This window comes from Rhizobium sp. 01L419 (assembly GCF_056400025.1).
In genome coordinates this window covers 583331-607609 of record NZ_JBFTSM010000001.1, presented here as the reverse complement: position 1 = coordinate 607609, position 24279 = coordinate 583331, and the positions used below count along the sequence as shown (strand labels likewise).

Annotated in this window: 24 protein-coding genes and 1 pseudogene; 15 read left to right on the top strand and 10 right to left on the bottom strand. The window is 60.9% G+C overall.

Annotated elements, in window-relative coordinates:
- Positions 1-53: 53 nt before the first annotated feature.
- The 3 genes and pseudogenes from AC1DUP_RS03005 to AC1DUP_RS02995 all read right to left on the bottom strand — a co-directional run.
- A pseudogene (locus AC1DUP_RS03005) lies at positions 54-236 on the bottom strand (Asd/ArgC dimerization domain-containing protein); the annotation flags it as partial.
- A 156-nt stretch (positions 237-392) separates the two neighbouring features.
- Positions 393-1058 (bottom strand): YiaD family glycine zipper/OmpA-like lipoprotein, encoded by a 666-nt coding sequence (locus AC1DUP_RS03000; protein ID WP_113300175.1) that lies wholly within the window; start codon positions 1056-1058, stop codon positions 393-395.
- 155 nt (positions 1059-1213) lie between these two features.
- Positions 1214-1624, bottom strand: a complete 411-nt coding sequence (locus AC1DUP_RS02995) for a winged helix-turn-helix transcriptional regulator (RefSeq protein ID WP_115034417.1) — start codon at positions 1622-1624, stop codon at positions 1214-1216.
- 77 nt (positions 1625-1701) lie between these two features.
- Between AC1DUP_RS02995 and AC1DUP_RS02990 the strand changes: the two genes are divergently transcribed.
- A complete protein-coding gene (locus AC1DUP_RS02990) occupies positions 1702-2295 on the top strand; it encodes an NAD(P)H-dependent oxidoreductase (RefSeq protein ID WP_113300143.1) in 594 nt (197 codons plus the stop codon).
- Positions 2296-2361: 66 nt separating this feature from the next.
- On the opposite strand, the gene AC1DUP_RS02985 is transcribed toward AC1DUP_RS02990, so the two are convergent.
- The 5 genes from AC1DUP_RS02985 to AC1DUP_RS02965 all read right to left on the bottom strand — a co-directional run bounded on the left by AC1DUP_RS02985 (position 2362) and on the right by AC1DUP_RS02965 (position 9709).
- Entirely contained in the window at positions 2362-3360 is a 999-nt protein-coding gene (locus AC1DUP_RS02985; RefSeq protein ID WP_113300142.1) for a flagellin N-terminal helical domain-containing protein, read from the bottom strand.
- A 268-nt stretch (positions 3361-3628) separates the two neighbouring features.
- The gene (locus AC1DUP_RS02980) at positions 3629-6784 is read right to left on the bottom strand and encodes an efflux RND transporter permease subunit (protein ID WP_113308089.1); all 3156 of its coding nucleotides are present in this window, start codon (positions 6782-6784) and stop codon (positions 3629-3631) included.
- Positions 6781-7998 carry an efflux RND transporter periplasmic adaptor subunit gene (locus AC1DUP_RS02975; protein WP_477832039.1) on the bottom strand — a complete coding sequence of 406 codons (1218 nt, stop codon included), beginning with the start codon at positions 7996-7998 and terminating at the stop codon, positions 6781-6783. Before AC1DUP_RS02975 ends, AC1DUP_RS02980 begins: the two co-directional genes overlap by 4 nt.
- Before the next feature lie 247 nt (positions 7999-8245).
- Entirely contained in the window at positions 8246-9034 is a 789-nt protein-coding gene (locus AC1DUP_RS02970; RefSeq protein WP_113300174.1) for a helix-turn-helix domain-containing protein, read from the bottom strand.
- 192 nt (positions 9035-9226) lie between these two features.
- Positions 9227-9709, bottom strand: a complete 483-nt coding sequence (locus AC1DUP_RS02965; RefSeq protein ID WP_115034415.1) for a VOC family protein — start codon at positions 9707-9709, stop codon at positions 9227-9229.
- A 344-nt stretch (positions 9710-10053) separates the two neighbouring features.
- Between AC1DUP_RS02965 and AC1DUP_RS02960 the strand changes: the two genes are divergently transcribed.
- The 12 genes from AC1DUP_RS02960 (at position 10054) to pncA (ending at position 21149) form a co-directional block, all read left to right on the top strand.
- Positions 10054-10743, top strand: a complete 690-nt coding sequence (locus AC1DUP_RS02960; protein WP_113300137.1) for a hydrolase — start codon at positions 10054-10056, stop codon at positions 10741-10743.
- Between the two features lie 87 nt (positions 10744-10830).
- On the top strand, positions 10831-11115 hold the full coding sequence (locus AC1DUP_RS02955; protein WP_113308086.1) for a XapX domain-containing protein: 285 nt from the start codon (positions 10831-10833) through the stop codon (positions 11113-11115).
- A gap of 27 nt (positions 11116-11142) precedes the next feature.
- On the top strand, positions 11143-13029 hold the full coding sequence (locus tag AC1DUP_RS02950) for an amidohydrolase (protein ID WP_477832038.1): 1887 nt from the start codon (positions 11143-11145) through the stop codon (positions 13027-13029).
- 11 nt (positions 13030-13040) lie between these two features.
- Positions 13041-13469 (top strand): DoxX family protein, encoded by a 429-nt coding sequence (locus AC1DUP_RS02945; protein WP_477832037.1) that lies wholly within the window; start codon positions 13041-13043, stop codon positions 13467-13469.
- Between the two features lie 128 nt (positions 13470-13597).
- Complete coding sequence (locus tag AC1DUP_RS02940; RefSeq protein ID WP_113300133.1) at positions 13598-14419, top strand: alpha/beta fold hydrolase; 822 nt, start codon at positions 13598-13600, stop codon at positions 14417-14419.
- Between the two features lie 49 nt (positions 14420-14468).
- On the top strand, positions 14469-15350 hold the full coding sequence (locus AC1DUP_RS02935) for a glyoxalase (protein WP_477832036.1): 882 nt from the start codon (positions 14469-14471) through the stop codon (positions 15348-15350).
- A gap of 29 nt (positions 15351-15379) precedes the next feature.
- Positions 15380-16057, top strand: a complete 678-nt coding sequence (locus tag AC1DUP_RS02930; RefSeq protein WP_113300131.1) for a YoaK family protein — start codon at positions 15380-15382, stop codon at positions 16055-16057.
- 138 nt (positions 16058-16195) lie between these two features.
- Positions 16196-18691: an ATP-dependent helicase gene (locus tag AC1DUP_RS02925; protein WP_477832035.1), complete on the top strand. Its 2496-nt coding sequence runs from the start codon at positions 16196-16198 to the stop codon at positions 18689-18691.
- A 160-nt stretch (positions 18692-18851) separates the two neighbouring features.
- Positions 18852-19364, top strand: a complete 513-nt coding sequence (locus tag AC1DUP_RS02920) for an EF-hand domain-containing protein (RefSeq protein WP_477832034.1) — start codon at positions 18852-18854, stop codon at positions 19362-19364.
- 119 nt (positions 19365-19483) lie between these two features.
- Complete coding sequence (locus tag AC1DUP_RS02915) at positions 19484-19810, top strand: hypothetical protein (RefSeq protein WP_477832033.1); 327 nt, start codon at positions 19484-19486, stop codon at positions 19808-19810.
- On the top strand, positions 19807-20316 hold the full coding sequence (locus AC1DUP_RS02910; RefSeq protein ID WP_477832032.1) for a GNAT family N-acetyltransferase: 510 nt from the start codon (positions 19807-19809) through the stop codon (positions 20314-20316). Before AC1DUP_RS02915 ends, AC1DUP_RS02910 begins: the two co-directional genes overlap by 4 nt.
- 206 nt (positions 20317-20522) lie before the next feature.
- On the top strand, positions 20523-21149 hold the full coding sequence (gene pncA, locus AC1DUP_RS02905) for a bifunctional nicotinamidase/pyrazinamidase (protein WP_113308099.1): 627 nt from the start codon (positions 20523-20525) through the stop codon (positions 21147-21149).
- Positions 21150-21162: 13 nt separating this feature from the next.
- Here pncA and AC1DUP_RS02900 read toward each other — a convergent pair whose 3' ends face one another.
- The gene (locus AC1DUP_RS02900) at positions 21163-22755 is read right to left on the bottom strand and encodes a hypothetical protein (RefSeq protein WP_477832031.1); all 1593 of its coding nucleotides are present in this window, start codon (positions 22753-22755) and stop codon (positions 21163-21165) included.
- 99 nt (positions 22756-22854) lie between these two features.
- A complete protein-coding gene (locus AC1DUP_RS02895) occupies positions 22855-23100 on the bottom strand; it encodes a DUF2164 domain-containing protein (protein WP_477832139.1) in 246 nt (81 codons plus the stop codon).
- A gap of 134 nt (positions 23101-23234) precedes the next feature.
- On the opposite strand from AC1DUP_RS02895, the gene AC1DUP_RS02890 reads away from it, so the two are divergent.
- Positions 23235-23966 carry an AzlC family ABC transporter permease gene (locus AC1DUP_RS02890; RefSeq protein ID WP_113308078.1) on the top strand — a complete coding sequence of 244 codons (732 nt, stop codon included), beginning with the start codon at positions 23235-23237 and terminating at the stop codon, positions 23964-23966.
- A 1-nt stretch (position 23967) separates the two neighbouring features.
- The gene (locus AC1DUP_RS02885) at positions 23968-24276 is read left to right on the top strand and encodes an AzlD family protein (protein WP_477832030.1); all 309 of its coding nucleotides are present in this window, start codon (positions 23968-23970) and stop codon (positions 24274-24276) included.
- Positions 24277-24279 lie beyond the last annotated feature (3 nt).

Here is a 24279-nt window from a genome sequence, read left to right as displayed (position 1 = left end):
GCCGGGTGACCCCCGGCCGCTGGCGTTTCAGCCTGGCAGCAGCTGTTCGGCTTTCAGCGCCGCCCCTTCAGCAACTGGTCGACGACGACGAAGAGCGCAATGCTGCACCCGGAGGGATCGCCGAGATCTTTCCTGACGCGGCCGACCAGCACATCGTCCTGGCCTGATGCTTCCGACGGCATCGGGAAATGATTGTCCGCGCGGTCGTCCACCAGCAGCAGGCCGGGAGCACCGGCACCCGGATACAGGTGATGCCGATCGCAAGCTCATCCGCGCCAAGGATACACCTGCCCTCTCTTCGATTCGACGCCTGAAACGCAAACGTCCCCCGCATCGCTGCGGAGGACGGTTAAAATCGACCAAGGACAGGGCAGCCGTCAGGCGCCGCCCGATCAGCTCTGGGTGATCGGCGCGATCTGGATTTCGACGCGGCGGTTCTGGGCGCGGCCGGCTTCGGTTGCGTTGGAAGCGACCGGCTGCGAAGGACCGTAGCCGACGGCCGAAACGCGGCGCTGGTCGATGCCCTGGCCGCCGAGATAATCGGCAACGGACAGTGCGCGGCGCTGCGACAGGTCCTGATTATGCTGCAGGCTGCCGGTGGAGTCCGTATGGCCGTTGATGTCGATCAGCGTGCGGTTGAACTTGCGCAGCACGATCGCGACAGAATTCAGCGTCTGGTAGAAGCCCGGCTTCACCGCATCCTGGTCGATGTCGAAGGTGATGTTCGACGGCATGTTGAGGATGATGTTGTCGCCCTGACGGGTGACTGAAATGCCGGTGCCTTCAAGCTGGGCGCGCAGCTCGGATTCCTGCTGGTCCATATAGTTGCCGATGGCGCCGCCCGTGAGCGCGCCGATGCCGGCGCCGATCAGCGCCGCGTTGCGCTTGCCATGGCCGCCGCCGCCGACGGCGACACCGACGAGAGCACCGCCGAGCGCGCCGAGAGCGGCACCGCCGGCGGTATTGGATACCTTCTGCTCACCAGTGTAGGGATCGGTCGTCGTGCAAGCCGAGAGGTAGCTCGCCGCAACGGCCAGAAGGATGAATTTCTTGATCATGGACAGGAGGTTCTCCGTTCGAAGCTGATCCGAGCAAAATGTTAAGGAATGCGGCAACAAGATGAAGATGCTCACCTCATAGGTCAAATTCCGTTGGAGAAACATCGGCCTGTTGCAGCCGCGCCCCGATATCACCAGCTTTATTGGTAAAACCGCTATTCGAGGCCTCTCCGTTTGGCATAGGCCGCACGCGCCTCGTCCATCCGCGCGGAATTTGCAACCACCCACTCGGCCAGTCCCCGAACCGGAGCAAGGAACTCTCGGCCGAGGTCCGTCAGCGCATATTCCACCTGCGGCGGCGTGACCGGCGTGACAGTGCGCGAAACGAAGCCGTTCTCCTCAAGCTCCCGCAGAGTCGATGCCAGCACTTTCTGGCTGATCTCCCCGACTTCACGGCGCAGCGCATTGAAGCGAAGGGGGCCATGTCCGAGCACCCGCACGACCAGCAAAGACCACTTGTCGCTGATGCGTGCTAGCATGCGGCTGATATGATCGCAGGCGCGGACCTGCTGGCAACTGTCCGTGGTCTCGCAGGCGGCGGTATCCTCGTGGTTATCTGGTTTCAACAAAGTGCCTCCTTGTGCAGTCGCGCAAACCATTCGTAATCTGGTTACTGTAGGAAACCAGCATACAGGAGGTTACTTTGAATTCTAAGCCCCGCATCGCCGTTATTATCGGCTCAACCCGCCCCACCCGATTCGCCGACGCCCCGGCACAATGGATATTGAAACAGGCTCAGGCGCGTGATGACTTCGACGTGGAACTGATCGACCTGCGCGATCACCCGCTCCCCTTCTTCGAGGAGATGGCGTCGAATTTTTGGATGCCGAGCCAGAATCCGGAAGCGGTCCGCTGGCAGGAAATGATCGGGCGCTTCGACGGCTATATCTTCGTCGTCGCCGAATACAACCATTCTATCACTGCCGTTCTCAAGAACGCACTCGACCAGGCCTACAAGGAATGGATGCGGAAGCCGTTCACCGCGATCGGCTATGGCGGCACGGGTGCCACGCGCGCGGTCGAACATCTGCGCGGAATCGGCGTTGAGCTTCATATGGTCTCCACCCGCAGTGCCGTGCATATCGGCGGCGGCGACTTCATGTCGATCCACCCGGCCTTCGGCAACAAGCCGATCGAAGAGATCGAGGCGAACCTGCTGCCGACAGCAAAGGCAGCCTTCGACGAACTGGTCTGGTGGGCCAAGGCAACGATGGCCGCAAAGGCAGCCGCAGCCTGACCTCTCCGAAAAGAAAACCGCGCGGCGAGCAGGGCTTGCCGCGCAGTCATGATGCTGCATCAGAACTTAGAAGTTCTGGAAGAGCTGGCGGACCTTGTCATAGGAGGCGTTGGCGATGTTCAGCGATTGCAGGCCGAGCTGCTGCTGGGTCTGCTGGGCTTTCAGCTTGCTCGACTCCTCTTCCATATCGGCATCAACAAGACGGCCGATGCCTTCGGTGATGTTGTCGGACAAGCTCTTGGCGAAGTCGTCCTGCATGCTGATGCGTTTTTCCAGCGCGCCGAAGGCCGAGCCGACAGTCGTCAGCTGCTGGAGCGCGGCATCGACGACGCTGATCATCTCGTTGAGGTCCTGTTTGCTTGTCGCCGCCGTCAGGCCGATTTCCACCTGGCCGGCCGTATTGCCGTTCTTGCTCTTCGTCAGCACCCAGTTTTTCGCCGTGCCGAGTTCAGTTGCAAAGAAGGCGGAAGTCAGCACACCATATTCGCCGGTGCCCCCTGCCCGGTCATCGATCACATAGCGCGCATCCTTGGAGGAGGTCGCGCCGCTCGGCGGGATGTCGATATGGTAGCTCAGCATGCCGACCGATACCGTACCATCCGAATTACGGATGAAGGAGGCCGGGATCTGTCGCGGCTGAGTCGGCGTGGAGGTATTGTCGAGGATGATCCAGTTGTCGTTGTTGAAGCCCGCACCTTCCGAAACGCTGCGAAGCTGCGCCTTCAACTGGTCGAGCTCTTCATTGATCTTGGTTTTGTCGACGCCCTGCTCTGTTGCGGCGACAAGCTTTGCCTTGATCTCGGTGACGACGTCGATGACGCTATTAACGCCGGCAGATGCAGTGCCCATGGTGGCGGCAGCCATGCCGAGGGCATCCTGAACGGCCGACAGGGCCTTATTGTCGTGGCGCGCCGTCGTCGCGACCGACCAGTAGGCGGCATTGTCCTGGGCTTTTTCGACGCGCAGACCCGTCGTGATATGGTTCTGCGTAACCTTCATATTTCGATTGATGTCACGCAGCACATAAAGCGCCGCATCCACGGAGGTGCGCTGATAAATACTCACGGTACGAACTCCAAAAACACTACAAAACGCAACGAAACAGGATGTACCGAAATCACACGGACGTTCATGTCCGCCGTCGCTGGAGGCAGCGCAATGGCCTTCGAAAAACTGAGAAGACCGGCCGGTTACTGATCGCAATCATTGCGGGTTATGCTTAAAAAACGACTAATCTTCAGAAGTAATTTATCTTATTTCACAAGACTTCATATACCATAGAAAAGCCCGCCGATGAGGTCCGGCGGGCGCTTCCGAAAGTATTGATAAAGACTTACTCAGCAGCCTGGAGGTGTTTTTGCGGACCCGGCCGCGGACGCGTCGCCTGCGTCATTTCCTCATGCAGGCGCGCCTCCTCATGGGCATGCGGCTTGGCGAAGCGGGCAATCAGCAGATAGGCGACGGGCGTGATGAACAGCGTCACTAGCGTCGCAAAGCCGAGACCGCCGACGATCACCCAGCCGAGCGCTACGCGTGCTTCGGCACCGGCACCATGGGCAAAGACCAGTGGCACCCCCCCAAGAATGGTCGCGATCATCGTCATCATGACCGGACGCAGACGAAGCGCGCAGGCCTTCTCGATAGAAGTGCGCACATCTTCGCCACGGTCACGCAGCTGATTGGCGAATTCCACGATCAGAATACCGTTCTTCGCCATGACACCGACAAGCAGCACCAGGCCGATCTGGCTGTAGATGTTGAGACTGGAGCCGGTGATGACAAGCGCGAAGACGGCGCAGGCGAGGCCGAGCGGCACCGTCGACATGATGATCAGCGACGACAATACGCTTTCAAACTGTGCGGCAAGCACCAGGAAGATAATGACGATCGCAAAGCCGAAGGTCAGCGCCATGCCGCTGGAATTCTCTTCGAGAGTCGCGGCTTCAGCGAGCGGCAGCAAGCGCGCGCCGGGCGGCAGCAGCGGCTCGGCCATTTGCGTGACGTTCTTCACGGCATCGCCGAGCGACATGCCGTCCTTCAGGCCGGCGGTGATCGCAACAGAAGCGAGCTGCTGTTCGCGGTTGAGCTGCGGGGCGACCGAGCCTTCCTTCAGCGAAGCGATGACCGACATCGGCACGATCTTGCCGTCGCCAGTCTTCAGGAAGACGTTTTCGAGATCGGTCGGATCGTCGATCGGCCGCATCGTCGAGGTCAAAAGCACCGGATAGGATTCGCCACCGACGAAGACGTCCACCACCGAGCGGCCCTCGAGCAGCGACTGGATGGCGGTCGAAAGCCCTGTTATGTCGATGCCGAGGTCGGAGGCCCGCTCGCGATCGATGGCGACCGAGACCTGCGCCTGCGACGGTTCGTTGGTCAGGCGCGGCGTATCGTACTGACCGCTCGCGTCGAGTTGCTGCACCAGCTTGGCGGCGGCCGCCGTCAGCGCCTCGTGATCGTTGCCGATCAGCGCCATCTGCAATCCGCTGCCGGCGCCGCGGATGCGCAGGCTGTTCGACGAAATCGCATTGCCACGCAGCGCCGGCACCTTTGACGCCGCCTGGTTGATGTCGCGGACAATCTCGGCCTGCGTGCGGTCACGCTCGCCCCAGGGCGCCAAGGTCAGGACCATGAAGCCGCTATTGGAAGAGCCGCCCTGGCCGGAGATCGAGAAAATGTTCCTGATGTCGCCGCTGTCGACGAGCGGCTGGAGGTATTCCTCCACCAACTGCATCTTGTCGCGCGTATAGTCGAGACTGGAGCCTTGCGGCGTCGTTAGCCGCATCATCACCATGGCGCGGTCTTCTTCCGGCGTCAGCTCGCTATTGACCGTACCGAAGGCGACCACAGCGGCCGCACCGAAGATGAGCGAAAAGACGATGACGATGAAGGGTGCATTCAGGCAGGCATGCAGCCCCCATTTATAGACGCGGGCGAAAGCCTCGCCGAAGCGGCCGAGCAACCCGTGATCCTCGATCATCGGCTTGGTCAGCATGCGCGAGGCGAGCATCGGACACAGCGTCAGCGCCACGATCGACGACAGGCCGACCGAGAAGGCGAGCACGAAACCGAATTCGCGGAACAGGCCACCCACCTGCCCCGGCAGGAAGGACAGCGGAATGAAGACGGCGGCAAGCGTGGCCGTCGTCGCAATGACCGCGAAGAACACCTCGCGTGTGCCGAGCACGGCAGCCGCACGCGGCCCCATGCCCTCGGAGCGCCGACGCACGATGTTTTCGAGCACGACGATGGCGTCGTCGACCACGAGACCGGTTGCCAGAACGATCGCGAGCAGCGTCAGGATGTTGATCGAGAAGCCGACCATGTAGAGCGCTGCCAGCGTGCCGATCAGCGCCACCGGCATCGAGACGGACGGGATCAGCGTCGCGCGCCAGTCGCGCAGGAAGAGGTAGATGACGATGGTGACGATGACGGCCGACAGCAGCAGTGCCAGCACCACTTCGTGGATCGCGCCCTCGATGAACACTGCGTCGTCACTGGTGATCGCGATCGTCGTGCCCTTCGGCAACGTCTTGGAAAGCTGGTCGACAGCAGCGTGAATGCCGGTGGAAATATTCAGCGTATTGGATTGTGCCTGGCGGATGATGCCGAGACCGATGCCCGGCTTGCCGTTGGAGCGCAGCGCCGTCTCACCGTCGCGCGGCCCGAGTGTCACGGTCGCAACGTCACCGAGGCGCACATTGTGCTGCAGGATGACATTCTGGAAGTCTTCAGGCGTCTGCAGGCTGGCGGTGGCGCGCACCACGATATCCTGCATCGGGCTCTTCAGCGAACCGGCCGGCACGTCGAGCGCGGCATTGTCGAGCGCCTTGGTCAGATCGCCGATGGTCAGCCCGCGGCTTGCAAGCGCGCTCTGATCGACGTCGACGCGGAAGACCTTTTCCTGATCGCCATATTCTTCGACGTCGGCAACGCCGTCCACGGAGGCCAGACGATCGACCACCTCGTTTTCGACGAGCAGCGTCAGATCGTCCATGTTGAGCGTATCCGACGTCACCGCAAGGCGCATGATCGCCGAAGAATCCGAGTCCGCCTTGACGATCTGCGGCGCATCCGCCTCGTCGGGCAGGTTCTGGGCGATGCGGCCGATGGCGTCGCGCACGTCATTGGCGGCAACGGCCAGATCGATGGAATCGGAAAATTCCAGCGTCACGCGGCTCTGGCCGAACTGGGAACTGGAAGAGATGGATTTGAGACCGCTGACGCGCGCGACCGCGCCTTCGATGACCTTGGTCAATTCCTGGTCGACCGTCTGCGGCGAAGCGCCGTCGAAGGCGGTGCGAACCGTCACGACCGGCCGGTCGACATCAGGCAGCTCGCGTACTTCGACGCCTACATAGGCCGCAAGGCCGGCCACCACCATCAGCGTGTTGAAGACCAGCGCCAGGATCGGCCGGCGCACGAAGAGCGCAGTGAAGCTCGCCTTGCTGGATTCCGGTTTGTCGTGGTGGATCTCGGTCACGCTCATTGGGCGGCGACCTTATCGTTCGAGGCGACATCGGTCGCCACGCGCACAGCGCCGTTCTCGCGCACGCGCTGCAGGCCCTGCGTGACGATCTGATCGCCATCATCAAGATCCGCGTTGACCAGCACATAGTCCGGATTGCGCTGCACGACCGTGACCCGCACCTTGTGCGACTTGTTGTCGGTCACCTGCCAGACGAAGGAGCCCTGTGCATCCCACTGCACGGAGAGCGGGTTGACGGCGGGATATCTATCGCCGGCAAACTTCATACTGACCGAAAAGGACATGCCGGCGCGCAGCTCGTCCGAGCGGTTGTCGATGCGTCCACGCAGGCGCAGCGTGCGGCTTGCCGGATCGATGCGGTTATCGACCGCTTCCAGCACGCCGGAGAACACCTTGCCCGGCCGCGCCACCGACGTCGCCTCGACCCCCTGGCCGACCGAAACCGTATTGGCGAAGCGTTCCGGCACCCAGTAGTCGACCAGGATTTCAGTGCGGTCGTCCAGCGTGACGATCGGCGTCGAGGTGGTGACATTGTCGCCGATATTGACCGGCACGATGCCGACGATACCGTCGATCGGCGCCACGATGTTGCGGCGCGTGAGATTGAGCTCGGCGGCCTGCAGCTGCAGTCGCGCGTTCTGCTCGGCGATCTCGGAATCGAAGACGTCCATGCGCGAAACGCTGGACTTGATACTGTGGTAGAGGTTTGATTTCTCGAGCGCGCTGTTCAGCGCCACCTGTGCCTGCCCCTGGGCAATCACCTGCTCTTCGCTGTCGAGCTTGGCGAGAACCTGGCCCTGTTTGACCATATCGCCTGACTTGATGAGGATTTCGCGGATCGTGCCCGTCGCCTGCGGCGTCACCGCAACGGAGCGGATCGCGTCGCCCGTGCCGATTGCGTTCAGCCGGTCGTTGACGATGCCCTGAACGACGGCTTGCGTGACGACGAGCGTAGCTGCGTTGCGTCCACCGCCACCGCCGTTACCTCCGCCATTGCGACGGCTCTGACCTTGCCCCTGATTTTGACCGCCCTGACCTTGTGCCTGCTGCACATCAGCCGTTTCGTCGGCTTTGGGCGCAATCATGGAAACGATATTGTCGGGAATTCCTGCATTCCGCATCGTCTCGCCGGCACCGGGCACAAAATAGACCCACGCGGCAAAGCCGGCCATGATGACGACGATACAAAGTACAAACTGCTTCCAAAAGGGCATTCACGTCTCCGGAGGGACTCGAGGTTGTCCAGGGTCTGTCGAAAGAGGCGTACGAGACAAAAAGTCTCGCTGGTGCGACAATATCGCACCTTTCCCCGGCCGGCAGCAAGCGCAACCACCCGTCATTACGGATTTGTAATATCAGCAGACTTTGAAAATAACCCGTCCGCTCACTTTTACTTGAGTGGCGCTAGAGTAGTGCCGGCAAAAGCGTGCAGCGGTTTTCCGTCCGTAACTGGACCATGCTTTAAATACGCCGCTCCCGCCGCCATGTTCCGGGCGAAATTCCGTTGAGCGCGGTGAAGACCCGCGTCAGGTGGCTCTGGTCTGCAAAACCGCAGGCAACCGCGATCTCGGCGATGGAGGCCGTGCCGAGCAGCATCTGCCGCGCCTTCTCCGCCCGATATTCCATCAGCCAGCGATGCGGCGTGCGGCCCGTCGATTTCTTGAAAGCGCGGATGAAGTAGCTGGTCGAAAGCCCACATTGCGCCGCGACATCGGAAACCGTCGCCTCCCGCGCCGTCAGCGAGGCAAGAAACGCCGTCGCCATGTTGAGCTGGCGGGCCGAGAGCCCACCCGATCGCTCCGCGGGCAAGCTGACACCGCCGTAGCGGGTCACCAGATGCGCCTGCAGCGCCAGCAGGACGTGATCGATGAAAAGCGCACTTGCATGCGCCGGTTGGCTCAACGCCGGCAAGAGCGCCATGGCAAGCCCCTGCACGACGGGATCAAGCTGCCCCTGCTTGCAATCGAGCCCCTTGAAGCCAGGCCGCCCCGCCTCGTAGCTGAAATCGGAGAGGCCCTGGCGCGAGATGTTGAAACGCACATTGTCGAAGGAGGAGCGGTGATGGCAGCGCCATTCCTCGCCCAGATCGGTGATGGCGAGCGTTCCCTCGGAATGCCCGCCCTCGAAGACGAGCTTGCCGCTGCGCCAGAGGCGATGGCTGTCGAAGGACTTCAATTGCGCGATGACACTGAAGGCATCCGCCTGGGGAATCGGCCCGCTCTCGTTATGATCCGCGCTGTTGCTGCGCATGCGCACGATCGAAACCGCGCCGGCTCTAAGCAATGAAATCTGTGGCCGAGTTGCCAATTCAATCTCACCCCCGTTTTCGAATTGCCTCCCGTTATCACAATCGCATGATTTTCCCTCAAAAACCACTCACGGAAACCGAAACGGCAGCCACCGTTCCCGAGGCTGCCGTCCGTCATACCGCTTCCTGAAAGATCAGGCGGCCTCCTGAAACGCCTTTTCCAGCGTGGCAATGTCGATCTTGACCATCTGCAGCATCGCCTCGGTCATGTTCTTGGCATTACCCTTGCGCGCGCCGGTCATCATCTCGATCAGCGCCTTGGGTACGATCTGCCAGGAAAGACCCCAGCGATCCCTGAGCCAGCCGCATTGTTCCGCCGTGCCCCCGTCGGCAAGGAAGCCATCCCAGATGCGGTCGACCTCCGCCTGATCTTCGCACATGACCTGCACGGAGTAGGCATGGTTGAACGGTTCGAACGGCCCTGCCTGCATGGCGACAAAATTCTGGCCGCCGAGCGTGAACTGCACGATCTCGACGCTGCCCGGAGGGCCGCTCGGCGTTTCCGCCGGCACGGTGGTGATCTCGCCGATCGCAGAATTGGGCACGAGCGAGACATAGAATTCGACCGCTTCGCGAGCGCCTTCGGCAAACCAGAGATGTGAAATGACCTTGACCATGAAACGTCCTCCTTGGGTCTGTTGGTCTCTGTTCATGGCTCTAGGACGCGTGAGCCTCGCCCGTCCCGACAGAGAAGTACGAGAATTTTACCGGTTTCCCGTTTTCGGCCTCCCGTTTCTCGGTCTTCCGAAGCCTCAACGAGGCCCTGCAGGTCAGGACAATTTTCGACAAAAGAGGGTGAAAACAAACAATCGGAATTGGTTTTTGCCAAGTAGGTTCGCCGGCAATACGCGGCCCCGCTCTTGCGGGGAAGCGATGCCGACCGACGCCCTGCCCCTCTCGGGCACGCATGCCGGCAACACATTTCCAGCCTTTAAGGCCTCATGACCAGGGAGAACGACCAATGTCCGGATATCTTGAAGTCCTCACACCCCAGAACAGCCAGCTTATCTTCATCGATCAGCAACCGCAGATGGCCTTCGGCGTCCAGTCCATCGACCGCCAGACCCTGAAGAACAACGTCGTCGGCCTCGCTAAAGCCGCCAAGACCTTCAAGGTACCGACCACCATCACCACGGTCGAGACCGAAGCCTTCTCGGGTCACACCTATCCGGAACTGCTGGCCGTCTTCCCCGAAAATACGATTCTCGAACGTTCCTCGATGAACTCCTGGGACGATCAGAACGTCCGCGACGCGCTGGCGAAGAACGCTGCCAACGGCCGCAAGAAAGTCGTCGTTTCAGGCCTCTGGACCGAAGTCTGCAACACGACATTCGCGCTATCCTGCATGCACGACACCGATTACGAAATCTACATGGTCGCCGATGCCTCCGGCGGGACGTCTGCCGATGCGCATAAATACGCCATGGACCGCATGATCCAGGCTGGCTGCGTTCCCGTCACCTGGCAGCAGGTGCTGCTGGAATGGCAGCGCGACTGGGCTCGCCGCGAAACCTATGACGCTGTGACCGGCATCGTGAAGGAGCATTCCGGCGCCTACGGCATGGGCGTCGATTACGCTTACACCCATGTCCACAAGGCGCCCGAACGTGTCAAGCACGGCGATCGCATCGGCCCGAACCCGGCGAAGTAAGCTCCATCGGCGGAGGCGGTCTGTTGTCCGCCTCCGCCTGCCTTGCATGCCGCCCTTCCTTGAATGCGGAAATGAATCGAGGATCCAATGAAAATCTATCTCCTCTCCCTCGGCGCCGGCCTTCTCGTCGGCATCGTCTACAGCCTGCTGAATGTCCGTTCGCCAGCTCCGCCCGTGATCGCGCTGGTCGGGCTGCTCGGCATCCTCGTCGGCGAGCAGGTCATTCCGTTCGCCAAGACGCTGATCAACAAGGAGCCGGCCGCAGTCTCATGGCTGAACCAGATCAAGCCGCACATGTTCGGCCACCTGCCGAAGGGCGGCCAGCTCTCAGACATCAAGGCCGCCGACATCAAGCCCTCCGACAAGGTCTGATAACGCTCGCGCTCGAGGACGAAGACTATGGAAAACACGACCGCCGACCTCATCCTGCATCACGGTCTGATCACCACGCTCGACCGCTCCAATCCGACCGCCAGCGCCGTCGCCGTCAAGGATGGCAGGTTCCTCGCTGTCGGCMATGACGCCGAGATCATGGCGCTCAAGGGGCCGGATACGAAGGTGGTCGACCTCAAGGGCAAACGCGTCCTTCCCGGCCTCATCGACAACCACACGCACGTCATCAGAGGTGGCCTGAACTTCAACATGGAGCTGCGCTGGGATGGCGTGCGATCGCTCACCGATGCCATGGACATGCTGAAGCGCCAGGTGGCGATCACCCCGCCGCCGCAATGGGTCCGCATCGTCGGTGGCTTCACCGAGCATCAGTTTGCCGAAAAGCGCCTGCCGACCATCGACGAGATCAACGCAATCGCCCCCGATACCCCTGTCTTCATCCTGCATCTTTATGACCGCGCGCTGCTGAATGGCGCGGCTCTGCGCGCCGTCGGCTACACCAAGGACACGCCGAACCCGCCGGGCGGCGAAATCACCCGCGATATCAAAGGCAACCCGACTGGTCTGCTGCTCGCAAAGCCGAATGCCGGGATCCTCTATTCGACGCTCGCCAAAGGGCCGAAGCTGCCCTTCGACTATCAGGTCAATTCCACCCGTCATTTCATGCGCGAGCTCAATCGCCTCGGGGTAACAGGCGTCATCGATGCCGGCGGCGGCTTCCAGAACTATCCCGATGACTATGCCGTCATCCAGAAGCTTGCCGATGACGGCCAGATGACCGTCCGCCTCGCCTATAATCTCTTCACCCAGAAGCCCAAGCAGGAGAAGGAAGACTTCCTGAACTGGACCGCCTCGGTGAAATACAAGCAAGGCTCCGATTACTTCCGCCACAACGGTGCCGGCGAAATGCTCGTCTTCTCCGCTGCCGATTTCGAGGATTTCCGCCAGCCGCGGCCCGACATGCCGCCGGAAATGGAAGGCGAGCTGGAAGAGGTCGTACGCGTACTTGCGGAAAACCGCTGGCCCTGGCGCCTGCACGCCACCTATGACGAGACGATCAGCCGTGCGCTCGATGTCTTCGAAAAGGTCAATCAGGATATTCCGCTCGAAGGCCTCAACTGGTTCTTCGACCACGCAGAGACGATTTCCGAACAGTCGATCGACCGGATCGCCGCTCTCGGCGGCGGCATCGCCGTGCAGCACCGCATGGCCTACCAGGGCGAATATTTCGTCGAGCGTTACGGAGTTGGTGCTGCCGAGGCCACCCCGCCCGTCGCCCGCATGCTGGAAAAGGGCGTCAAGGTCTCCGCCGGCACCGATGCCACCCGCGTCGCCTCCTATAATCCCTGGGTGTCGCTCTCCTGGATGATCACAGGCCGCACCGTCGGCGGCATGGCGATCTATCCGCGCCGCAACTGCCTGGATCGCGAAACGGCGCTGCGCATGTGGACCGAAAACGTCACCTGGTTCTCCAACGAGGAAGGCAAGAAGGGCCGCATCGAAAAGGGCCAGTTCGCCGATCTCATCGTGCCGGACAAGGATTTCTTCGCCTGCGCCGAAGAGGAAATCTCCTTCCTCACCTCGGATCTGACCATGGTCGGCGGCAAGATCGTCTATGGCGCCGGCACCTTTGCCGCACTGGACGAGAACGAAGTTCCGCCCGCCATGCCCGACTGGTCACCAGTGCGCAGCTTCAAGGGTTATGCCGCCTGGGGCGAACCCGAAGGTGCCGGCAAGAACTCGCTGCATCGCCGCCTGATCTCTGGTTGCGGCTGCGCCAATGATTGCAATGTCCACGGCCATGCGCATGCCAGTGCCTGGGGCTCGAAGGCGCCGGTTTCCGATCTCAAGAGCTTCTGGGGCGCACTCGGCTGCGCCTGCTGGGCAGTCTGAGGATCGATGCCATGCATGCCCTCGAAATTCGACTTGCGTCGCTTGCCCGTCCCCTTTTCGGCGCGGCCCTCATGCGCTTCATTGCCTATCTCGGCCTCTGCGCCGCCTATCTGCAGGGCGGCCTCAACAAGCTCACGGACTTTCCGGGCGCGATCGGCGAGATGAGCCATTTCGGCCTGTCGCCTGCGCCGCTCTTTGCGGTGCTCGTCATCGTCCTGGAGCTTGCCGCCTCGGCCATGATTCTCTTGGGTCTCCTGCGATGGCTGGGTGCGCTCGCCCTCGGTGGCTTCACACTCATGGCCACCTTCCTCGCCCTGCGTTTCTGGGAGTTACCCGCTGGAATGGAGCGCTTCATGGCCGCCAATTCCTTCTTCGAACATCTGGGTCTTGCCGGCGGCTTCCTGCTCGTCGCCTGGCTCGATCTGAGTGAAAAAGCATAGGGCAACCTGCACCTAAGCATCACTTCCGCTGACCATTGCAAAATGTTTCCTGACCGTGTCAGCACCGCGGTGCAAACCATTCGCCCCCTGGGCGTAGATCCTGCCAACCCCAGCATAGGACAAGTTCAATGCCGACGATCACCACCAAAGATGGAACGACGATTTACTATCAGGATTGGGGCAACGGTCAGCCGATCCTCTTCTCCCACGGCTGGCCGCTCTCGGGCGACGCCTGGGAAGTGCAGATGCTCTATTTCGCCCAGCAGGGCTACCGCGTCATCGCCCACGATCGCCGCGGCCATGGCAAGTCCTCGCAGCCGTGGAACGGCAACAATATGGATCAGTATGCCGATGACCTCGCCGAGCTCATCGAGAAGCTCGACCTGAACAACCTTATCATGATCGGTCATTCCACCGGCGGCGGCGAAGTCGCCCACTATATCGGCCGCCACGGCACGAGCCGCGTAGCCAAGGTGGTGCTCGTCGGCGCCGTTCCGCCGCTGATGCTGAAGACGCCCAACAATCCCGAGGGCACGCCGATCGAAGTCTTCGACGGCATTCGCAAGGGCACGGCTGGCGACCGCTCGCAGTTCTACCGTGACCTCACCATGCCCTTCTACGGCTTCAACCGCGATGGCGCCAAGGTCAACGAAGGCCTGCGCGAAACCTTCTGGCTGATGGGCATGGCCGGCGGCATCAAGGGCCACTACGATTGCATCCGCGAATTTTCAGAAGTCGATTACAGCGAAGACCTGAAGAAGATCGACGTTCCGGCCCTGCTCATCCACGGTGATGCCGACCAGATCGTGCCGATCAAGGCTGCCGCCGAAAAGGGCATCAAGCTTCTGAAGAACGGCACGCTGAAGGTCTATCCGGGTGCCCCGCACGGCCTCGCCCAGACGGAAGCCGACAAGTTCAACGCCGACGTTCTCGCCTTCATCAAGGCCTGAACCGCCTTTGCACTGATTTAGCGGCCGGCCGGGCCGAAGGAGATCACCTATGCTTCGTTTATCCCTAGCTTTTACCGTTCTTCTCGGCCTGGCCGGCGTCCCGGCCTATGCCGCCTCGCCGCAATTCGGCGTCGGCGCGCAATATGATACGACCCATGTCTATGTCGCGCCAGGCGACGTGGACGCCTTCGCCAAAAGCTTCCTCGCCACCTTCGGCGGCACCAGCACAAAGCAGGTGACGGCAACCGTCACGCCGACGCCGAGCAGCACTACATCGCAGCTTCTGCAGACGCCATCAGGCACCGTCTCGCTCTTCGGCTTCAAGACGCCGATCCCCTATCCCTTCGGTGCCGAACGATCAGGTTACCTCGTCACCGATCTCGACAAGGCGATCGCAGCCGCAAAGGCCGCCGGCGCCGATCTCATCGTCGCCCCCTTCCCGGATCCGATCGGCCGCGATGCCGTCATCCAATGGCCGGGTGGCGTCAACATGCAGCTTTACTGGCATACCACGGTGCCGAACTATCCGGCCTTTGCGTCCGTTCCGGAAAACCGCGTCTACGTCTCCGCCGACCGTGTCGCCGCCTTCACCCACGCCTTCCTCGCCTTCTCGCAGGGCAAGGTTATCACCGACGAGGAGAAGGCGCCGGGTATCGAGATCGGCCTGCCGGACAAGACTTTCCATCGCCTGCGCATCGACTCCATCTTCGGCCGCATGACCGTGCTCGTCACCGATGGCCAGCTGCCCTTCCCCTATGGCCGCGAGATGAGCGGCTATGAGACCGCCGATCTCGATGGAACGCTGCAGAAAGCCAAGGACAGCGGCGCCGAGATCCTCGTCGCGCCCTATCAGTCGGGCGACCGCCGCGCTTCCATGGTGGAATTCCCCGGCGGCTATATTGCCGAAATCCACGCCGTCGCGGCAAAGTAACGACACTAAACGATAAGAGGGAAAAAACGATGCGCCCAGCCCTGCCCGTGCTTCTGAGCCTTACCGGCGGTTATGTCGATACCGCCGGCTTCCTGGCGCTTGGCGGCCTCTTTCCCGCCCACGTCACCGGCAACTTCGTGACGCTGGGCGCGGCGCTCACTCACGGGACATCAGGCATCATCGCCAAGCTTCTGGCTCTGCCCGTCTTCTGCCTGACGATCCTCCTGCTGCGTTACATCACGCACAATGTCCCGGCCGGCGACGAGAAGGGCCTGCGCATCCTGCTCGTCATCAAGCTTATGTTCCTCATTGCCGGCGGCGCCTGCGCCATCTGGCTGTCGCCCTTTACCAACCCGGACGGCCTGCCGCTGGTCGCGACCGGCATGCTGCTCGTCGTCGCCATGGCGATCCAGAACGCCGCTCACCGCATCCATCTCGGCGCAGCACCCCCGAGCACGCTGATGACCGGCACCACGACACAGATCATGATCGACCTCGCCGACCTCGCCCATGGCAGTGCCGGCGATCAGGCAAAACCCCTAAAGACCCGCCTGTCGCGCATGGTGGTCGCTGTTTTCGCCTTCGCGCTCGGCTGCGGTCTTGCCGCTCTGCTTTACGCCACGGTCGGCACCTGGTGCTTTGCTCTGCCGCCGCTTTTTGCGCTCGTCTCGGTCTGCCTTGCCTTCGCTGGCCCTCAAACCGCCTGAAGCAGGTCGCGCAAAACTGTGCAGCGGTTTTGCGATTGCGACTTGCGTCAAACAAGGACTTGAGGATAGCTGAGCGCCTGGGAATGAAAGCAGAACAACTTTCTGGTCTTTCCTTCCCGAATCACTACATTACGCGGCATGAGCAATAGTTTCGACGATATGCCCTTCTTCGACGAGGAACCGGGCGAAACGCCGCGCAAGCCGCAACAGCCCGCCGCACCCGCCGGAAGAGCACCTGCCGCCGCCGGCGGTATCGCCGCCCGCGCCATGGCAGCCCGCGATGGCGGTCGCGCCGATTATCTCGCCGGCCTCAACCCGGAACAGCGTGAAGCAGTCGAGACGCTGGAAGGCCCAGTTCTCGTACTCGCCGGCGCCGGCACCGGCAAAACGCGTGTGCTCACCACTCGCATCGCCCATATCCTGTCGACCGGCCGCGCCTTCCCTTCGCAGATCCTGGCAGTGACCTTCACCAACAAGGCAGCGCGCGAGATGAAGGAGCGCATCGCGGTTCTCGTCGGCGGCGCCGTCGAAGGCATGCCCTGGCTCGGCACCTTCCACTCGATCGGCGTGAAACTTCTGCGCCGCCACGCCGAACTTGTCGGCCTGCGCTCCGATTTCACCATCCTCGATACCGACGATGTCATCCGCCTCATCAAGCAGCTGATCCAGGCCGAAGGCCTCGACGACAAGCGCTGGCCGGCCAAGCAGTTCGCCGGCATGATCGATACCTGGAAGAACAAGGGCCTCGGCCCCGCCGATATTCCGGAAGGCGATGCGCGCGCTTTCGCCAATGGCCGCGGGCGCGATCTCTATTTCGCCTATCAGAACCGCCTGTCGACGCTGAACGCCTGCGATTTCGGCGACCTTCTGATGCATCCGATCGCGATCTTTCGCAAGCAGCCGGATCTGCTCAAGGAATATCACCAGAAATTCCGCTACATCCTCGTCGACGAGTATCAGGACACCAACACCGCCCAGTACATGTGGCTTCGGCTTCTCGCCCAGCGCCCCAAGGGCGAGCTGCAGAATGTCTGCTGCGTCGGCGACGACGACCAGTCGATCTACGGTTGGCGCGGCGCGGAAGTGGACAATATCCTGCGCTTCGAGAAGGATTTCCCCGGCGCCAAAGTCATCAAGCTCGAGCGCAACTATCGTTCGACCGCCCATATCCTCGGCACAGCCGCCCATCTGATCACCCACAATGAAGGTCGCCTCGGCAAGACGCTCTTCACCGATCGCTCCGATCCGGATGATGCCAAGGTGCAGGTGCATGCCTCCTGGGATTCCGAGGAAGAAGCCCGCGCCATCGGCGAGGAAATCGAGCGCCTGCAGCGCGGCGATGCCGACGGCAGGAAGCATCTGCTCAACGACATGGCGATCCTGGTACGCGCCTCCTTCCAGATGCGCGAATTCGAAGACCGCTTCGTCACCCTCGGCCTGAACTATCGCGTCATCGGCGGCCCGCGCTTCTACGAGCGCCTCGAAATCCGCGACGCCATGGCCTATTTCCGGCTGGTCTCGCAGGGCGCCGACGACCTCGCCTTCGAGCGCATCGTCAACACCCCGAAGCGCGGCCTGGGCGACACGACAGTGCGCGCCCTGCACGACTATGCCCGCGCCCGCAACATTCCGATGCTCGCGGCCGCCGCCGACATCATCGAGACGGACGAACTGAAGCCCAAGGCCCGCAAAGCCCTCTTCGACGTGATTCAATCTTTCCGGCGATGGCAGGAACTGCTTGAAAACACACCACATACCGAGCTCGCCGAGCAGATTCTCGAAGAATCCGGCTATACCGACATGTGGAAGAACGACAAGAGCGCCGAAGCGCCAGGTCGGCTGGAAAACCTCAAGGAACTCATCCGCTCGATGGAGAGCTTCGAATCCATGCGTGGCTTCCTGGAGCACGTCTCGCTGGTCATGGATGCCGAGACCAACGAGAACCTCGACGCTGTCTCCATCATGACGCTGCACTCTGCCAAGGGCCTGGAATTCGACACGGTCTTCCTGCCCGGCTGGGAAGAAGGCCTTTTCCCGCATCAGCGCTCCCTCGATGAAACCGGCCGCGCCGGCCTGGAGGAAGAACGCCGTCTGGCCTATGTCGGCATCACCCGCGCCAAACACCGCTGCCACATCTGGTTCGTCTCCAACCGCCGCATCCACGGCCTCTGGCAGTCGACCATTCCCTCGCGCTTCCTCGACGAACTGCCGGAAACCCATGTCGAAGTCGCCGAGATGGAGCAGAATTACGGCGGCTACGGCCGCGGTGGCGGTTACGGCCAGTCGCGCTTCGACAAGGCCGATCCTTTCGCCAACTCCTATTCGACGCCCGGCTGGAAACGCGCCCAGGCCAACAAGACCGACGCCACCCGTGACAACTGGGGCAGCCGCTCCGGCCATGCGGTGGAGCGCATTGGCTACGGTGAAAGCGGGCCTCGCGGTCGCACCATCGAGGGCGAACTGGTAGCGAAGTCCACTGCCACCGAGCCCTCGCGCTTCGCCATCGGCGACCGCGTCTTCCACATCAAATTCGGCAACGGCTCCATAGCAGGTATCGAAGGCAACAAGCTGACCATCGATTTCGACCGCGCCGGCCAGAAGCGTGTGCTCGACGGGTTTGTGGAGCGGGTTTGACCATTCCATCGCCTTGGCCTTTCCAGGGAATCACAGGCCCAACTTTTCGCTCTTCTCCAGATGACAAAACGCCGCTTTGACCCGACTCGCAAACAGGCATAGCCCGATCACTGCCCGCCCATGAAAGGCAGGCTTCACAAGACCTTCAAAGGAGGTTCAAGTGACCAGTGTTTCACCTCTGGGCAGCGCGCTGACCCAGTATAAAGCCCCCCTCAATCCACTCGATACGAACGGCGATGGTGTCGTCTCGGCAGACGAACTTGCCGCCGCTTCCCAGTCCTCAACAACCAACGCAACGACGGCTGGTAAATCGTCCGCCGGCGACGACGGTTCTTCCGGCTCCGATGTCGTCCAGAAGATCACAGCCGATATTCTGAAGCTCATGCTACAGCTCCAGAAGACGGATGACAGCGACAGCCAGTCCGGCACCGATGCCGATGGGGACGGTTCCAAGGGAGCACTCGCTGCCCTGGATTCGAATGGCGACGGCAAGCTCACTACGTCGGAAATTCTTTCGGCCGACCCGCAGAAGATTGCCGCTGCCGGCGGTGACGATGATGACAGCGGCCTGATGGCCAAAGTCCTGACCGACATGCAGACTGCGCTTCGCGCATACCAGACGACCTATGGCAACTCGCCCGCCGCTGCCGGCGACAGCGACCAGACGGCCTGACGCAATGAGGCTCCGCCGGGGGAGCCTCGCTGAACAGGCAAAACGCTTTGATAGGCGCAGAGACAGCCTCCCCGCGCCCTCCGCTTGTGCTGGCGTGATTTATCGGAGAGGTTGCCAACATGATTGACCCTTCTTCGATCGACATGAAAGTCTTGCGGCAGATCGGCTGGGATCACTGGGATCCGATCGGCATCACGCCGTGGAAAGATCCGGCATGGCGCAGAGCTGTAGCCGACGAATACGATTCCTATCTTCTCCGCGCCGCCGGCATGATTCTCCAAAACTCTTCACTGGAAACAGTTGCGGCTTACCTAGACGAGATCGTCGTCATCAATATGGGGCTTGGGCCCGTTAGTGCTGCAATTCATGGCGCGTCGGTTCGAACCGTCGAAGCGATGGCCGCCTGTCTTCGAACCGAATCTCACGACGCACGAGATGTCCAATGACGGCAATCCCCACGCTACAAACCGAACGACTGATCCTGCGGCCTCCCGTGATGGAAGACTGGCCGGCCTACCACGCCCTGATGATCACCGATCGCGCCCTCTACATGGGCGGCCCGCACTCGACCAAGGCGGCCTGGGGCATGTTTTGCCATGACGTTGCCCTATGGACGCTTGAAGGCCACGGCGCCCTGATGATGGAGGATCGCGCCACAGGAGAATGCCTCGGCCAGGTCGGGATCAACTACGGCCCGCTTTTCCCGGAGCGTGAGCTGGGCTGGCTCGTCTATCGCCAAGCCGAGGGCAAGGGCTATGCCTACGAGGCCGCTGTCGCCTTGCGCGACTGGGCCTTTGCGGTGCGCGATCTGAAGACGCTGGTGAGCTACATCGCTCCCCAGAATGTGCGGTCGATCCGGCTTGCCGAACGACTGGGCGCCATACCGGATGCGATGGCAGAGCGTCAGGCCGGCGATGAGGACGATATGGTGTTCAGGCATCCGGTCCCGTAGTGCATGCATAAACTCTAATACAAAAGGCGAGATACTTGTCAAATTCGCGTATAGGACGAGCATCACCAGAAAAATTACCTTGATGCTGCCATTTGCCACCCTTCATACTAGAAATAGCACTTGCGCGTTGCCTCCCGGAAATCCACTAGTTGATTGCGCTGACACGGGTTGGCATTTTGCAGTGCGATATGCGTAAGGATGGCTTGATGAAGGCGTTGCTGCTCGTCGATATTCAGAATGGTTTCTGTCCCGGAGGCAATCTGCCGGTTCTCGATGGCCATGAAGTCGTTCCCGTCGCCAACAGCCTCATCGACAGCGGCAAGTACGATCTGATCGTCGCCTCGCAGGATTGGCATCCGGCCGATCACGGCAGTTTCGCCTCCTCCCACACCGACAAGAACCCTTTCGAAATGGGCGAACTCTCCGGCAAGCCGCAGATGCTGTGGCCGGATCACTGCGTGCAATATACGCGTGACGCCGAACTACACCCACAGCTCCACTCGGCGCAGATCGACCTCATCCAGCAGAAGGGCGAAAACAGAAACGTCGACAGCTATTCCGCCTTCCGCGACAACGATCAGCATGCCCTGACAGGTCTTGCCGATTTCCTGGTTGATCAGGGTGTCACCGAACTCGACGTCTGCGGGCTGGCGACCGATTATTGCGTGAAATTCTCCGCGCTCGATGCGCTGGAACTGATCCCTGGCGTCAAGGTACGCTTCATCGAGGATGCGAGCCGCGGCATCACGCCTGAAGGTGTCGCTGCCGCCATCGACGAGATGCGTGGACACGGCATCGCCTTGGTCAACAGTGCGGACGTTTTAAGCGAATAGGCGGCTCGTCGCTTTATTTCAGCAGGTAGGCGTCGAATGTCTCATCGCTTCCGGCAGTCGGCCCGAATCGCTTCAGGAGGCCTGTCGCACTCCGGAACGCGGAAATATTCTCCGGTGTGAGAGACAATTCCCAGACGTAGCTTTCCCGTACGGAGAGGGGCGCAGTAATCTGGTCAAGCCGTTGCGAAAGAAGGATGACGACAGGCACTCCCTCGCTTTGCCGCAAGTGGTTGGCCGTCTGCAGTACATCGGCAAGGCTGAGCGACAGGCGAGCGTTGCGGGTAAATCGCACGGTATTGCCGAAACGCTCTTCGCGCATGAGATAGGCGCGATTGGAGATGTAATAGGGCAAGGGTTCCACGAGATAATCGGGATCCGCGATGATAATCGCATCCTTGAGATCAGGGCGCGATTGCATAAGCGTGCCGAAATCCTTGCTTCGGCTCATCGGTATATCGGCAATGAAAGTCTGGTAGACCTTTTCGAGGCCGGCTACGACCTGCAGCGACAGCACTATCAGGAAGCACAGCTGGCCGATCCTTACGACGCGGCTCGCAGCGTCGTTGCCGGCAATGACCGGCGCCCTGTGCGGAGAACGTGAGGTCAAGGCGGTCATCGCGAGCATGAAAACCAGCCAGAGCGCCTGATGCCTGTATCCACCGGGATAGACAAAGGTAAAAAGCAGGCAAAGTCCGAGCAGCACACCCCCCGCCGCGATCATCGCTGGTGGCCGGCTCGCCAATCCCAACAGGCTACCATAGAGGAGAACGGACATCAGCGACACGAAAATGCCGTAGAGCGCCGAGTGCACACGCATCAGATTCAAAACATAGGCGGGATAAAACGCCAGAAAATTCGAGCCGGGAGCGAGGATAGCACGAAGGGCGAGCGAGACGGGATTCTGCCCGCCGAGATCGAGCGTGGCAGCATCATTGAAGGTCGGATAGACCGTCAAGATACATAGGATGACGCCAATCGCGGCAATGACAACGCTTATCGCAAAGGCCCGGCAGCTCTCGAATGTGGGCCTTGGCCGCTCCTGAATGAGATCGAAAAACCAGTAGGTGAAAAAACCCCCGATCAGGATGACCGAATGTACGTTAGTGTTCGCCAGCAAGGCAAACAACAGGCCGAGCAACAATCCGTTGCTCTTCCTCTTCTCCCAGATCACCACGATCAGGAAGACAAAAAGCATGCTGATGCCGTAATTTCGCGACATCGCGGCATATTCGAAAATCGAAAAGTTGCCGAACAATGCCAAAAGCATGACGGGACGCGGAAGTTCCAGCCTGAAAACAACCAGATAGGCTGAAACCGCCGCAACCGCCAGCGCGACGATCTTCAGGACGACAGGCGAGCCGACCACGCTATAGCCGGTGCGCAGCAGAATGTGCCAAAGGGCAGGATGTCCGTCGCCGCGCACATGGCGAAGCATATCGAACAAGTTGTCGCCCTGAAGAGCGAACGACAATGCGCGAACCTCATCACGCCAGACGACTTCGGACCAACAAAGCGCCGATGCCAGCGCCAACCAGACGACAAAGATCAGCGTCTTGCCGACTGTGGCCGAACGGGAACCATCAATATCGGAGACAATCGCAGCCAAACAACGCGAAACCTGGTGGATGAAAGTGCTGCCACGATATCCGTGCGGCCATAATTTAGCGTTAAGCAATGAGCAAGCTCGAGCAACCTTTGCTGAGATCTAGAACTTCTCGTACCTCTCGATAAGCTGAATGTCATCGACCACGTCTTCCATCCTCTTCAGGAACGCGGCCTGCGCATCTCTGACTCCTCGGTTGTAGAAGTACGGGCAGATTTCCTCAGCGAAAAAGTCGAGCAGGAATTCCGCCGGCAGGGCGCCGATCGGATCGAGCTCACGGTCGAAATAAGCGCGGATGCGCGAAACGATTTCCGCTTTTTCTTGCTTCGTAAATTCGATCTTCTTCATTGTCTCCCTCACCTCGCCGGTGACGTAAACCGGTAACGCTTCAGCAAAATCGATTGATGAATCAAGGAAATTCAATTGCCGCAGCAGGTGAGACACCATAGAGGGAAATTTCAATTCCAACAGGATGAATTCCCATGAATCGCGCCGACTTTGTCGAAGGTGTGCGGGGTGGATTTGCCGTGGCACTCGCCTCTGCCCCTTTCGGAGCGCTGTTCGGCGCCCTTGCAGCCGAGCAGGGCATGTCGCTCTCCGAACTCACCTTCATGAGCGCCACCGTCTATGCGGGCGCAAGCCAGATGGTCGGCATCGAGCTCTTCGGCCATGATGTCCAGGCCTGGGTGATCGTGCTGTCGATCCTCGCCGTCAACTTCCGTCACGTGCTCTATTCGGCAGCGATCGCCCGCTACATCGGGCATTTCACGGCGATCCAGAAGTTCTTTACCTTCTTCCTGCTGGTCGATCCCCAATTTGCCGAGACCGTCAAGCGTGGCGAAGCAGGTCAGCCGGTTACCTTCACCTGGTATCTCGGCTTCGGCATCGTCATCTACATCCCCTGGGTTCTCATCAGCCTCCTCGGCGGCATGCTCGGCTCCTTCATCGGCGATCCCAAGACGATCGGCCTCGATATCCTCCTGCCGGCCTATTTCCTCGCCATCGTCCTCGGCTTCCGCAAGCGTGACAATTTTCTGGCTGTGGCGCTGACGAGCGCTGTCGCCTCCGTCATCGCCTATCATTTCGTCGGTTCCCCATGGCATGTGAGCCTGGGTGCTGCGGCCGGCATTCTGCTTGCTGCGCTGATGCCCCTGCCCACCCAGGAGCCGGATCTCGAAGCCGACGCCCTCAACACCGAAAACCACGAGGTCTGAGATGGAATTCGATCTCCACATGGCTCTCGTGATCCTCGCCGCCGCAGCCGCGACCTTCGCGACCCGCATCGGCGGCTACATCATGATCACCCGCATGAAGCGTATTCCGCCGCGCATGGAAGCGGCGCTGAATGCCGTACCGGCGGCAGTGCTGACGACGCTCGTAGCCCCCGCCTTTTTCATGGGCGGCTGGGATTCGAAACTGGCGCTCGCCGTCGCCCTCGTCATCGGCTTGCGCTTCTCACACACATGGATGCTCGTGGCCGCCTGGATCATCGTGATGATCTGGCGGCGCACGATCGGTATTTAAGAC